General features: G+C 40.4%; 13 protein-coding genes and 2 pseudogenes. 2 read left to right on the forward strand and 13 right to left on the reverse strand.

Annotated features, from left to right (window positions below; translation table 11 throughout):
• Positions 1 to 14: 14 nt before the first annotated feature.
• The 12 genes and pseudogenes from IQ224_RS06750 to IQ224_RS06805 all read right to left on the reverse strand — a co-directional run bounded on the left by IQ224_RS06750 (position 15) and on the right by IQ224_RS06805 (position 9,187).
• A complete protein-coding gene (locus tag IQ224_RS06750; protein ID WP_002743623.1) occupies positions 15 to 1,493 on the reverse strand; it encodes a hypothetical protein in 1,479 nt (492 codons plus the stop codon).
• Between the two features lie 53 nt (positions 1,494 to 1,546).
• A complete protein-coding gene (locus tag IQ224_RS06755; protein ID WP_002743625.1) occupies positions 1,547 to 2,338 on the reverse strand; it encodes a TIGR03943 family protein in 792 nt (263 codons plus the stop codon).
• 24 nt (positions 2,339 to 2,362) lie between these two features.
• A complete protein-coding gene (locus IQ224_RS06760) occupies positions 2,363 to 3,373 on the reverse strand; it encodes a permease (RefSeq protein WP_002743627.1) in 1,011 nt (336 codons plus the stop codon).
• A gap of 264 nt (positions 3,374 to 3,637) precedes the next feature.
• The gene (gene larE, locus IQ224_RS06765) at positions 3,638 to 4,447 is read right to left on the reverse strand and encodes an ATP-dependent sacrificial sulfur transferase LarE (protein WP_002743629.1); all 810 of its coding nucleotides are present in this window, start codon (positions 4,445 to 4,447) and stop codon (positions 3,638 to 3,640) included.
• 215 nt (positions 4,448 to 4,662) lie between these two features.
• Positions 4,663 to 4,917, reverse strand: coding sequence for a type II toxin-antitoxin system RelE/ParE family toxin (locus IQ224_RS06770; RefSeq protein ID WP_002743631.1), 255 nt, complete (start codon positions 4,915 to 4,917; stop codon positions 4,663 to 4,665).
• Positions 4,918 to 5,133: a hypothetical protein gene (locus IQ224_RS06775; protein WP_084989890.1), complete on the reverse strand. Its 216-nt coding sequence runs from the start codon at positions 5,131 to 5,133 to the stop codon at positions 4,918 to 4,920. It lies immediately after the preceding gene.
• A gap of 129 nt (positions 5,134 to 5,262) precedes the next feature.
• Positions 5,263 to 5,529 (reverse strand): hypothetical protein, encoded by a 267-nt coding sequence (locus IQ224_RS06780; protein WP_052278253.1) that lies wholly within the window; start codon positions 5,527 to 5,529, stop codon positions 5,263 to 5,265.
• Between the two features lie 131 nt (positions 5,530 to 5,660).
• On the reverse strand, positions 5,661 to 6,359 hold the full coding sequence (locus tag IQ224_RS06785; RefSeq protein ID WP_084989891.1) for a PEP-CTERM sorting domain-containing protein: 699 nt from the start codon (positions 6,357 to 6,359) through the stop codon (positions 5,661 to 5,663).
• Between the two features lie 471 nt (positions 6,360 to 6,830).
• On the reverse strand, positions 6,831 to 7,217 hold the full coding sequence (locus tag IQ224_RS06790) for a hypothetical protein (RefSeq protein WP_084989892.1): 387 nt from the start codon (positions 7,215 to 7,217) through the stop codon (positions 6,831 to 6,833).
• Between the two features lie 161 nt (positions 7,218 to 7,378).
• Positions 7,379 to 7,638, reverse strand: a pseudogene (locus IQ224_RS06795) (element excision factor XisH family protein); the annotation flags it as partial.
• 201 nt (positions 7,639 to 7,839) lie between these two features.
• The gene (locus tag IQ224_RS06800; RefSeq protein WP_002743632.1) at positions 7,840 to 8,211 is read right to left on the reverse strand and encodes a hypothetical protein; all 372 of its coding nucleotides are present in this window, start codon (positions 8,209 to 8,211) and stop codon (positions 7,840 to 7,842) included.
• A gap of 85 nt (positions 8,212 to 8,296) precedes the next feature.
• Positions 8,297 to 9,187 (reverse strand): DUF4351 domain-containing protein, encoded by an 891-nt coding sequence (locus IQ224_RS06805; protein WP_002743633.1) that lies wholly within the window; start codon positions 9,185 to 9,187, stop codon positions 8,297 to 8,299.
• Between the two features lie 150 nt (positions 9,188 to 9,337).
• On the opposite strand from IQ224_RS06805, the gene IQ224_RS06810 reads away from it, so the two are divergent.
• Positions 9,338 to 11,044 carry a TrkA family potassium uptake protein gene (locus tag IQ224_RS06810; RefSeq protein WP_002743635.1) on the forward strand — a complete coding sequence of 569 codons (1,707 nt, stop codon included), beginning with the start codon at positions 9,338 to 9,340 and terminating at the stop codon, positions 11,042 to 11,044.
• The gene (locus IQ224_RS06815) at positions 11,041 to 11,295 is read left to right on the forward strand and encodes a hypothetical protein (RefSeq protein WP_004161578.1); all 255 of its coding nucleotides are present in this window, start codon (positions 11,041 to 11,043) and stop codon (positions 11,293 to 11,295) included. The genes IQ224_RS06810 and IQ224_RS06815 overlap by 4 nt, the downstream gene beginning before the upstream one ends.
• Positions 11,296 to 11,437: 142 nt before the next feature.
• Here the strand turns inward: IQ224_RS06815 and IQ224_RS06820 are convergent.
• A pseudogene (locus tag IQ224_RS06820) lies at positions 11,438 to 11,980 on the reverse strand (leuA allosteric domain protein); the annotation flags it as partial.
• Between the last annotated feature and the right edge of the window lie 187 nt (positions 11,981 to 12,167).

The raw sequence follows: 12,167 nt of genomic DNA on the forward strand, positions 1-12,167 counted from the left end.
TTAATAATGAAATTCTATGGCATCCATTGGGGACGAATTCCCGCTAGAGGTAATTCAATTAAATCAGATTTACTTGCTTTCACTCCATCTTGTAGGGGAGGAATTAACATCCACAAACGACCACCGATAATTGTTTCTCCTGAGTCAGTAGTCAAGGGATTAGTGGGATTACTATCATAACTGGTGCGAAGTTGATCAAAAATAATCGCTAAACTATCGGGAGATAAACTAATGTGAATATCACGATAATCGGCTAATTCCAGTAGGGGAGTAACTTGACCAGTCTTCACATCTATTTTAGCAAAATAGGGTTTTTCTTTGTACTCTTGACTGTTAGTAACTAACTCGGTTAACAAACAATACAAGTCACTACCAGTGGCATTAAATTGACAATCTATAATCGAACCTTGTAGATTGAGTAAGCGTTTTTGTAATCCTTGATTATTGACATAAAAAAGCGATCGAATATAACGCATTTTGGCATTATCAGTATTAAAATTCACCATTGCCGCAGCCGTACCATCAGCAGAAAAATTCAAAATTCGCCCAAATTTTGGTAAAAAATCTAGGGGTTTTGTTTCGGTTTTTAAAGGCAAAAGGGCGATTCCTTCCCCCTGGGTGACAGCCAAAGTTTTACTATCAGGTGCAATCAAAAATTCCCCACCTTGGATGTTTAATTGTTGGGGTTTTCCCCCCGATTTAACTGCCCATAAATCGAAGTTAATCGGATTGCGGCGCTCAATTCTCTGCACGACAATGGTTTGCCCATCTTTAGCTAAATCAAAATGATCATTTTGATAATCTTTATTGTCTAGCACTAACTCAATTTTTGCCGGCGATTGACTGCTATCAACCTGATAAAGCTGCAGTTCACGAATTCCCTCTATCCCTTGATTTTTCGCCGCGGCTGAAAAGAGGATTTTTTTACCATCAGGGTAAAATTCAAAAGCCATAACGGTCAAATCTGCGGGGGTTAAGACGGTTTTCTTCTCCTCGGTCAAGTTATAAAAAATTAATCTTCCCTGTTCTTCCCCATTAGTGCCAATATAGGCAAAAGCACGATCCCGACTTTTAAATTCTCTTTCAAAAATTGCCAGGGTTTGTCCTAATCGATTACCGCTGGGAAATTGTTCCCGCGCACCTTCAATTTGCAGATGATATTTTTCTCCGTAGGGAATGGGAGAGGTGAGGGTATAAGCTAATCGTCTTCCGGCCCAACTAAACTTCCCCGGCAGCGCAGGATCGATCACTAGATTTTTTTCTACACTAGCATGATCCATGGGGCGATCAAAAGTGATAATAAATGCTTGATCTTCCGCACCAATTTCTCGATTTTCCCAGCTAAATTCCTTGACCCTTGGACCAGTTTGTAAAAGACATTGATTACCACAGCTATTACCTAACCAAATTAAGCCACCAATTACTAAGGTTAGGGATACAATTAATGTTATCGCTAATTTATCAATCGGTTGTAGTTGTAAGGTCTTGATCATTATAGTAGATGGTTAGGAACAACTGATAACTGATAACTGATAACTGATAACTGTTAATATCCGTAGGGATCTCCAGGAGTGGGTATAGATTTCACGGATTTGGCCTTAATTACTAATTGTCTTCTGGTGGTTGATTTTCCTACCTCTACGGGTAAAGATTCCGTGGCCATTTCTCCGGTGATTTCTAACCAGGTATCATTGGGATATTGACTGCGACTTCCTGATAGTTTCACTGGTAAACCCACGGGATAAGCATCCACGGCACAACAGGTAAGAATAAAGCGACTAATTAATAAGTAATCATCGGGTAATTGGGGCAATTGTACCACAAAACCTGTGACTTTTACCGGTTGTCCTGTATAAGCATCAGGTTCGGGGTAAGCATTCAAAGTTCTTACCCATTCAATTAAACTTTTTTCCTCCGGTTTAACGGTAGTGCCAAAGGATTGAGTTTGCACGCGAGTTAGGGGTAAAGATTCACTAATTCCCCTCTGTAATGCGATTTGACTACTGAGGGGCTGCGGGGCGATAAATAGGCCTAAAAGGGCAGTTATTACTAATAAACCTGAGCCAAAATGTTGGGGAAGAATGGTAATATGGGATCGATTATCGTTACTATCTAAATTAATCTTTTTTTGCCACTGTTTTAATAATGTCCAAATCTTGAACAATCCTAGGGCAAATAAAGCAATACTGGTGATGAAAACCAGAATAAAATAATTAGGATGGATCAGTAAATTTAATTGTCCAGTTATCCAGTATTTAAATAGTAAAGACCCCCAACCGATGAGGGCAATAATATCGATAAATTGGGGGGCGATTATTTTTAGACGTGATGAATTCATGGGAAAGACTATCTAGGGACTGACCTAGAATAAATAACTGTGAGTCAAGGTGAGTAAAAAAGTCATTTGCGCTGCTAAAGCGAAGAGATAAATTAACATTCTCGGTTTAAAAATAGACAACATTAAACCAATCCCTTTTAGGTCAATCATTGGACCAAACACTAGAAAAGCCAGCAGGGAACTACTGGTAAAACTAGAGGCAAAGGAGAGAGCAAAAAAAGAATCAACCGTGGAACAAATCGAAACAATTACCGCTAACAGCATCATTGCCAAGATCGAAGTAATCGGATCCTGACCCAAATTAAGAATAAATTCCCGGGGAACAAACACCTGTAAACCGGCCGCTATAGCACTTCCTAGTATTAACACCCCTCCTAATTCGCGTAATTCCATCACCACGTTTTCCAGAAAAGTTAACCAGCGCCTTTTCATCGGGATTGCTTGCACTGCCGGTAGGACAGCAGTAGCGGCAAAACTTTCATCTAAGCGCAAAGTTTTGCCAGAATTACCGATCAGAAAAGAACCGGATTGTAGTAGTAGTGGGATAGATTCTTTTTCCGGTGTTTGCGGTTGCCAATTGAGACTTTTTGCCAAAGAGGTTTGTAGGAGTGGTCGCGGATCTTTTTGGATACTAAAGATAATACCGATAACCGTAGCGATGAACAAAGAAAAGATAACTCGATAGAAAACAATTTCCGGTTGATCGCGAAAAGCTACCCAAGTGGACCAGATAACAATCGGGTTAATTGTCGGCGCTGCTAAGAGAAAACTAACCGCTACTGCATTCGGCATTCCTTGCACAAGTAAACGTCGCGCCACCGGCACATTGCCACACTCGCAGACGGGAAACAAAAAACCAATACATCCCCCCACAAATGCTCCTAAAACAGCATTTCGAGGCATCAGAGCAACTAGGCGACGTTCATCGACAAATATTAAAAGAATACTAGAGAGAATCACCCCTAGCAGTAAGAAAGGCATCGCTTCCACCAACAGGCTCAGGAATAGCGTAAAGGCATTTTGTAGTTGACTCATCTATCCTCGCCTTGGCAATTAGAGGTTTAAGGGTAAAGACTTAGGAACCCTAGAAAAAGGTTCATCTATCAGTTATCAGTGACCAGTTATCAGTTATCTGTTATCCGTTACAGCCTTTCTCGTCAAGATGAAGTATAACCCAATTTGGTATTGACGACCTACTCCCCAAAAGGAAAGCTTCGTACCTCACCATTAAGATAACTGTTAGAGCAGATTTGAGTTTTCAGTCCACTGATTACTGTTTACTGATCACTGATCACTGAACTAGAGGACTCGATTAAGCTTGCCGCTTTGATAACCTTCTAGATCGAGGGTGACATAGATAAAGCCTAATTTTTGCAGATCAGCGACTAATTCGCTTAAATTTGTCCGATTAATAAAGTCGGGAATTTCCGCTGCCGGTAATTCAATCCGTGCCGTATCGCCGCTCGATCGCACCCGTAATTGACGATAACCTAATTTTCGCAGATAAATCTCCGCCCGTCCGACTCTTTGCAATTTCTCCAGGCTAATTTCCTCCCCGTAGGGAAAACGGGAACTTAAACAGGGTTGCGCCGGTTTATCCCACCAAGGTAAATTTAAGTAACGAGATAGTTGACGAACTTCGCTTTTTGTGATAGCAATTTCTGCCAAAGGTGAACGAGCGCCGCGCTCCCTAGCTGCTTGAATCCCGGGACGATAATCCCTTAAATCATCAGCATTAACGCCATCAATGACGTAGGAATAACCACGAGCGAGAGCAAGGGGTTTAAGGGTGTCATGTAGCTCACTTTTGCAGAAATAACAGCGATTAACGGGATTACTGGTGTAATTGGGGTTATTCATTTCCTCGGTTTCCACCAATTCATGCCGAATACCGATATAATCGGCCTGAGCGATCGCTTCTTGCAATTCTTCCGGCAGTAGGGAAGGAGAAACCGCCGTAATTGCCAATGCTTGACCCCCTAGCAGATCATAGGCCACTTTGGCCACTAGGGTGCTATCCACGCCCCCAGAATAGGCAATCAGAGCCTTTTCACTGGTTTTTAAGAGGTTTTGTAATTGTCCGAGTTTATCGAGTAATTGACTGTCCATGGCCGCGATTTTGGCAACTGGTTTAGGGAGACCGTTTTTTATTATATGCCGTGCCGTAATTAATCAGGGCTACCGCTCGATTTATACTGCCATAATTTTGTCAATAATTGGGCTGTCTTTGGCAATTTTTACTAGAAAATAACCTCGCTATTCTAAGGATAGGCGTTTAAAATGCGTCTTAGCTTATTGCTGATCCCAATTATTTTAGTAAGTATTTAGTCATAAACTTCACTTCTATGACCTACTCTAATAATTATCCTACTCTCTCGATCAAATTCATAAATAACCCGATAATCTCCTACTCTTAATTTATAAAACCCTGACCATTCTCTCGTAAGAGGAAGGGGGGTTATCTGTTCAAAGTTGATGGCTAACCATTTAATTTTATTAAGAATCCTCAGTCTGATAAAATCGGTGATCAAATCTAAATCAGTTATCGACTCTGGTTCAAAAGTAACAGAATAGCTCATTTAAGGTTCTATCCCATATCTTTTATCCACCTCAGCTGCGGAAATAGTCGCTCTTCCTTGTAGTCTTTTTTGTTGGATTTCTAATAACTTTTGTTTAAAAGATTCTTTAACTTGTTTTCCCTCATCCGGATCCCCGAAGTATTCATCTAGAGTATCATCTACTGTATTACGGATTAAACTTTGTAACTCTTGGGGAGTCATGTCTTTTATCTGCATATTTTCTCTAATTAAAAAAAGGACTTTGACTCGTTGCAAGGTTCTACCTTGCAACCCAGATAAGCGAGGTTCTACCTCTACTTATTTCTTTGACTCGTTGACTCGTTGCAAAGTTGGCTCGTTGTCGGACTATTCTTCGAGTTGATAGGGACACCATTGACTTTTGGTGGCAAGTTGGGCGTTAATAAGCGTAAAAACGCGCTCTAGTTCAGAAAGTCCAGCATACTCCGCTTCTTCGTCAACAGAGAGACTGTCAGTTTTCTTCTTAGCTAATAACTGCTCAAAACGAGATTGTAGCTCTGAAGTAAACCTGAATAAATAAATGTTACCAAATTCGCGGAGTTCAACCCCTTCTCTCATTAAAGACGAAGGTTGAATCATTAATTGGGGAGTCATTGGTTCTATTGATTGTTATTCCTCTTTCACCTTATCAGCTTAACAAATTGCCGAGGAAATGTAAAAGAATATTGATAATATTTAACCAATTTCGGGGCAACCCCTCTGTAGTTGCCCCTGCCAAGGATAATTTATCCCCGACGACGAAGGGAAGCGGCACCCAACGCACCAACAGCGATTAAACTCACTATACCACTAGGTTCGGGGGTTGAAACCGTTGGAGCAGGAGTGATATCCCCATTAAGAGCCACAAACCCACCCCCGGCAACATTAGCGGAGTTATTAGCAATGAACAAGACATTAGGTCCAGAAGCATTCAGTCCATAGAGACGGAACTGCACCGGTCCGGTTTGGGGTGCTAAACTGCTTAGGTCAAAGCTGTAGGTATTAAAGCTAGTTGTTAGGCTAACTTGTGTCCCTAAATTACTGGTGAACCCATCAACACTAGAGCGCAAGACCAAATCTAGCCGCGTTTCATCCTGCCTCGCATTGAGTTGCAAGTCAGTAAAATCGACTTGAAAACCTGCACTAGGTTGTACGGCAAATTCGACATATTGGCCGGTATTAACAGTGCTATTTCCATTCCACCGATCCGGCGATGTACTAACAGTAGAACCCAAGACGAAATCTGACTGAACCCGGCGATCTATCCCAGCAGTGTTTAACCCCGTGCTGGTTATATTCGCACCTACATTATCCGCCGCTTTGGGATAGGTTGCGGTAGCGGCATTAAATGAATTCCAACCAGCTACTATTGCCGCTTGAGCAGGAGCAACCCCGGCTAACCCCATCAGAGTCAAGGGGGTTAACATTGTCAGTAATTTTTTCATAGATTTGATGACAGTAATAGGACAAAATTATGATCATATTTAACGCTAGTTTTGCGCCAATATTCTGCATCGGAGACTATCACACAAAAGGGGGGGAGTCAAGGGTTATTTAATCATATTTTTTTATAATTTTTATATTTAAAATAGTTTTGGATTATATAAATATTTTTGACTGGTTGCAAGGTTATAGCTGGCAACGCAGATAAGCGAGTTTCTACCTCTACTTATTTCTTTGACCGAAATGATCACCTTCGCTCCTAGGTTCCCCCGCAATAAATTGACCTGGTGCATCTTACATTTGCAGGAATACCGACAATCAGCAATTATACTAAATCCGTTGAGTATAGGCTACTTATAAAGGAGAGAACCTCATGCAAAAGGGGGAATAAATAATCAGTTTTTAATAACCAGATTTAGTATTAGCTTGTTGGCGAATTTTATCTTTAATATAGTCGGGAATAGGGCTAGGATTCATGCTTCTAGTGGTGAAATTAATCCTCTTTTAACCGCTTCATTTAATCCTTGAGACTTCTTTAACAAGTTTATTTGATAAACTTGCATCAATGACCAAAGTTCCCTATTTTCAAAGGTTGATAAATCCCTCTCTTGTTGTTGATTGAGCAACTCGCTTAATCTTTGATCCTGTTCTGATGCCATTTGTAATTGAGTTAATTTGATAATTTCTTCATCTGATAATGAATTTAGGGATGAGATTTTTTCGCCTTGATAATTGGGACTAATAGAAAAAGTGATCGCTTCTACTAATATATCATTAAGATCACGGTTAATTGAATGGGCTAAGGATTGAGCTAGATTAAAAATATCATCAGGTAAAGTTAAAGTAATTGAAATAGCCATAAACTTTTTTTATGTGGGGTTATAGAGATATTATAATTATACCTCAAATTTTTGTTACCCATAGGGATAAACTGGTTAAAAAGTAACAGAATAGCTCCTTTAAGCTTCTTTTATAAACCTCAGATTTCGAGGCAAGATTTACCGATAACTTAACTCACGGCAAGACTGATTAAATTTCGATATAAAATATATTGTCCTAAAGCTATTTCAAAATATCTCATAGGTGAGGGACTTAAAAAGCTTTTGATTTCCACAACAATTTTACGTCCATTTCTTTCAGCAGCCAAAGGTTTTTCTGCTGCTAAATCAGCAAAAATTCAACATCTTTATATTTAATTTTATAAGGATCAGCTAAAATAGTCCAACCGTCTTTAATTAAAGCATTTTTCACGGCTTCATGGTAAATATCTTTTGCTGGCATGGTTCTAAAAAAGTAATTTCATTAGTTATATTTAATTTTATTAACAATCCTCAGTCTGATAAAATCGGTGATCAAATCTAAATCAGTTATCGACTCTGGTTCAAAAGTAACAGAATAGCTCATTTAAGGTTCTATCCCATATATTTTATCCACCTCAGATGCAGGAATAGTTGCTCTTCCTTGTAGTCTTTTTTGTTGGATTTATAATAACTTTTCTTTAGCGGAAAAAGCAGTTATAATCCTCTGACTGGCCGTAGGAGTTAGTATCCATAGTCTAGGGATATTTTCTGCTAATAAGGGTTGTTGATGACGGTGAGCTTCTCTTTGTAATTGTTCCCGCACAGTAAACAGTTTAGATAAACAGGCAATAATGCCCTCAATCGTGACCGGATTGCGATGGGGTTCCAATAAACAAGGGGTTTGAGCTAATTTGCCCAATAGGCCTAATTCGGGCGGTATTTCTGGGGAAGTCGGTCGAAAATACACATCGATTTCTTGAGTTTTTGCCGTCACATCAAGGCTAGTTTTCACGTCACCGGAAGAAGAGAGAAAGGTTTCGAGGTAGTCTTTCACTAAATTTATCCCAAAGAAAGCGAGTCAAGGCTGAAGTGATTCAATCAATGATGATGGTTATTTTATCATTTTAAAAGCCTATTTATTAGTTCAGCCAATTAATTAAGTCAGCTTGAGTCTCAAAGTCTAGCAATGCTTCTCCTAAGTCTTCTAATTTTTCTACTGAGAGTTTTTGGATAGTTTCAGTGATATGCGGGGGAAGTTCACCAAAACGTCGGTTAAGTAAGCGTAGCACTAACTTGGATGCTTCTTGTTGAATCCCTTCGATTCTACCTTTTTGAATCGCTGCTTCTCTATCTTGTTCGTATAAAGGGGCTAAACGCATAATAAATTTCCTTTCCTCCTGGGTTCTTTTGGGTAAGGCTTGCAAGTTCCTACTCAAATTGTATAATAATTTTAAGGAAGCTGATTTAAAGGGATGATGAGGAGACAAGGACTCTAATTCATCAATCGCTCTGGTTCTGGTTCCTCCTCTGCCTAATAATCTTAACCAAAGGGTTTCAGGGGTTTCGGGTAATTGATGCAGGACAATAAGGGATGTGGTTAATGCTGGGGCTAAAAAATAAATTCCTTCTCCCCAATCTGGATGATTGAGAGCGGAAAAAGCAGTTATAATTCTTTGACTGGCCGTAGGAGTTAGTATCCATAGTCTAGGGATATTTTCTGCTAATAAGGGTTGTTGATGACGGTGAGCTTCTCTTTGTAATTGTTCCCGCACAGTAAACAGTTTAGATAAACAGGCAATAATGCCATCAATCGTGACCGGATTGCGATAGGGTTCCAATAGACAAGGGGTTTGAGCTAATCGGCCTAATAAACCTAATTCGGGCGGTGTTTCTGGGGAAGTCGGTCGAAAATACACATCGATTTCTTGAGTTTCTGCCGTCACATCAAGGCTGGTTTTCACGTCACCGCAAGAAGAGAGAAAGGTTTCGAGGTAATCTTTACTAAATTTATCCCAAAGAAAGCGAGTCAAGGCTGAAGTGATTCAATCAATGATGATAGTTATTGTATCATTTTAAAAGCCTGATTGGAAAAATTAGCAGCATTGCAGCTTTAGTTACAGATTTTTCCTAGTTCTTGCGCTAGAAATGAAAAGTTAATCAGCAAAAAACGCGCTCGACGAATGAAACCGCAAATCATCGTCTGTGGATTAGGTCGCACGGGTTATAAAATCTTTTGTTTACTCAAACAACAATCTGCGGCAGTAGTAGCGATTAGCGATCGCCAAATGGTCTGTGAATACCAGTCTGATATTATTATCGGCGATCCCTGCTCTCCTAAAACTCTCCTGCAAGCTGGCCTTCCAGATGCAGAAACCCTAGTTTTGGCCATCGATAACGACGCACTCAATCTAGAAATTCTCACCCGTGCAAGGATAATTAACCCGAAAATTCGGATAGTTAACCGACTATTTAACGAAACTTTGGGAGAAAGACTCGATCAAACCCTCCCTGCTCACGTTAGCATGAGCGTTGCTTCCCTAGCAGCCCCGATCTTTTCCTTTGCTGCCCTTGGTAATAAAGCTATCGGTCAATTACAGCTATTCGATCGCCTTTGGCCGATTCAAGAGATAATTATCGAGGAAAATCATCCTTGGTGGGGATTACCCCTTTACGAACTTTGGGACGATCCGGCCCGGATGTTAATCTATTATCTCCCCGCTCACGACGAAATCGATCTGGTTTCCGCAGTTCTTTTAGGCAAAAAACTCCAAACTGGCGATCATCTCATTATCGGCAATAAACCGACAATTAGGGCAAAACAGCGTTTTAAACTGCAAAAGTGGCTGAGAAATCTACTCAATCTCCGTCCCTATCAGCACTATGTCCAACCGGTAATTCTTGTCACCCTTTCCCTCCTGGGGATGATTTCCCTTGCTACCATTACCTATCTCAGCGTTAATCAAAAAATTTCCCTTGTCGATTCCCTCTATTTCTCCGTCGGGATGATTACCGGTGCCGGAGGTAACGAAAAAGTGGCCGAATCTACCCCCGATAGTATCAAAATTTTTACCGTGGTCATGATGATTGTCGGTGCGGGGGTTATCGGTATCTGTTATGCTCTCCTCAACGATTTTATTCTCGGTAGTCGCTTTAAACAGTTTTGGGATGCTACCCGCATTCCCGTCCGTAATCATCACATTATCTGTGGTTTAGGAGGTATCGGCACCCGGATCGTGCGACAATTGCACGAGCAAGGCTGTGAAGTGGTGGTGATTGAATCGGACCCCAATAATAGATTTTTGCATTCTGTGCGCTCTTGGGGAATCCCCGTTATCATCGAGGATGCGCGTCTAGTGGCTACCCTAGAAACGGCTAATATTAACAACGCTGAATCTTTGATCGTGGTGACTTACGAGGATATGATTAATGTGGAGATTGCCCTTACTGCTAAAGCGATCGCTCCTAAAATTAATCTAGTTTTACGGTGCTCTCAGGAACAATTCGGGCGATCGATTCAAGAGGTTTTTGATTTTGATACGGTATTATGTCCCCGGGATCTAGCTACCTATTCCTTCGCTGCGGCCGCTTTGGGCGGTAGAATTCTCGGTAATGGCATGACCGATGATCTCCTCTGGGTTGCTTTGGCTACATTAATCACACCGAATCATCCTTTTATGGGGCAAATTATCAAGGAAGCGGCGATGAATGCCGATTTTGTGCCACTTTACCTAGAAAAACAAGGTCAAACTATCCACGGTTGGCAATTACTGGAAATCACTCTCGATCAAGGTGATATTCTTTATCTAACTATGCCGGCTATGCGTTTACAACAGGTTTGGCAAAATACTTCCCTAACTATTCCCCAATCTTTTCCCGATTTAAAATGATTTCTGGTCTTAATTATCTGAGCAAAGCTAGTTATCGCTGTATCTTGAGTTTAGGCAGTGCTGGCAGTATTTTAAGTCTCGCTAGTGCCGGCAGCATTTTAAGTCTGGTTAGTATCGGCAGTATGCTCAGTATTGGCAGTGTCGGCAGTATTCTCAGTATTGGCAGTGTCGGCAGTATTCTTAGTATTGGCAGTGTCGGCAGTATCTTTGGCATCTTTCAATATCATTCTCTGCCTAACCATCCTGGATAGTTCTAATGAACTACTCTTCACCGCTTCTTTGTTGATGGCGGTTTTTTGAGTTTAAACTGTTAGGCGATCGCTTTTTATGCAAACAAAATAGAAAGAGCGATCGCCTTGTGAGCATCAGTTAATAAAACAATAAAGTTCGGGGTCAGGTGCTTAGGTTTGCTAATTGTTCCTGAATATTAGCTTGAGTAGAGAGTTTTTCGGATTTTTCCCATAGAGCGTTAAAGAGACTTTTATCTGTCTCGACAACTCTTGTTTGATAGGAAATATAACCTGATTCTGTTTGACCATTCATAGTTCTTCTCGCTGTAAAAGAATTTCTGGGAACAGATAAGTTTTCGCTAATCAATAGGTTAGTATTATCCCAACGATAGCCTTCAACATTTTTGGCTTTTTCCTGACAAATCAAAGCAACTTCTATGCCAGAGTTAAGTTGTTCCTGAATCACCTGTAAATGCTTTGGAGTCCGAGCTTCAGGAAGAATAAAGACTCGTTGAATAGAAATCCCTCTTTTGATTAGTTCTTTGTTAACTTCCCAGAATTTTTGACCGGGAGGATTATCCCACCAGATGGAATCTGTCATGGAGTGAATAGCCAAGATTCGAGATTGACTTTGAGGATCAATGTGTTTGAGTAGTTGAGCAACCTTTTCTAAACGGGATTCGCCGCTAATTTCAATGTTAATTTCCAGCAATTCTCATTTTGAAAAAAATTCAGATAAAATTCTCTTATTTAAATAGAGAACTTGTGTAGAAGCATTATTTTTTGACAGATAATTATCATCCAACGCTGGAGATAGACAGGTTTTAAGAACTTTGTCCATGAAAAATCGATTTCAACTCATAAATCTGGATGAAATTCTAACAAAATTTTTA

Source organism: Microcystis sp. LEGE 00066 (genome assembly GCF_015207925.1).
GTDB classification, from domain to species: Bacteria; Cyanobacteriota; Cyanobacteriia; order Cyanobacteriales; family Microcystaceae; genus Microcystis; species Microcystis ichthyoblabe_A.

What these genes read in the sequence shown, in the direction of transcription:
- IQ224_RS06750 (WP_002743623.1), bottom strand. Translation starts at nt 1,493, where the DNA reads ATGATCAAGACCTTACAACTACAACCGATTGATAAATTAGCGATAACA.
- IQ224_RS06755 (WP_002743625.1), bottom strand. Translation starts at nt 2,338, where the DNA reads ATGAATTCATCACGTCTAAAAATAATCGCCCCCCAATTTATCGATATT.
- IQ224_RS06760 (WP_002743627.1), bottom strand. Translation starts at nt 3,373, where the DNA reads ATGAGTCAACTACAAAATGCCTTTACGCTATTCCTGAGCCTGTTGGTG.
- larE (WP_002743629.1), bottom strand. Translation starts at nt 4,447, where the DNA reads ATGGACAGTCAATTACTCGATAAACTCGGACAATTACAAAACCTCTTA.
- IQ224_RS06770 (WP_002743631.1), bottom strand. Translation starts at nt 4,917, where the DNA reads ATGAGCTATTCTGTTACTTTTGAACCAGAGTCGATAACTGATTTAGAT.
- IQ224_RS06775 (WP_084989890.1), bottom strand. Translation starts at nt 5,133, where the DNA reads ATGCAGATAAAAGACATGACTCCCCAAGAGTTACAAAGTTTAATCCGT.
- IQ224_RS06780 (WP_052278253.1), bottom strand. Translation starts at nt 5,529, where the DNA reads ATGACTCCCCAATTAATGATTCAACCTTCGTCTTTAATGAGAGAAGGG.
- IQ224_RS06785 (WP_084989891.1), bottom strand. Translation starts at nt 6,359, where the DNA reads ATGAAAAAATTACTGACAATGTTAACCCCCTTGACTCTGATGGGGTTA.
- IQ224_RS06790 (WP_084989892.1), bottom strand. Translation starts at nt 7,217, where the DNA reads ATGGCTATTTCAATTACTTTAACTTTACCTGATGATATTTTTAATCTA.
- IQ224_RS06810 (WP_002743635.1), top strand. Translation starts at nt 9,338, where the DNA reads ATGAAACCGCAAATCATCGTCTGTGGATTAGGTCGCACGGGTTATAAA.
- IQ224_RS06815 (WP_004161578.1), top strand. Translation starts at nt 11,041, where the DNA reads ATGATTTCTGGTCTTAATTATCTGAGCAAAGCTAGTTATCGCTGTATC.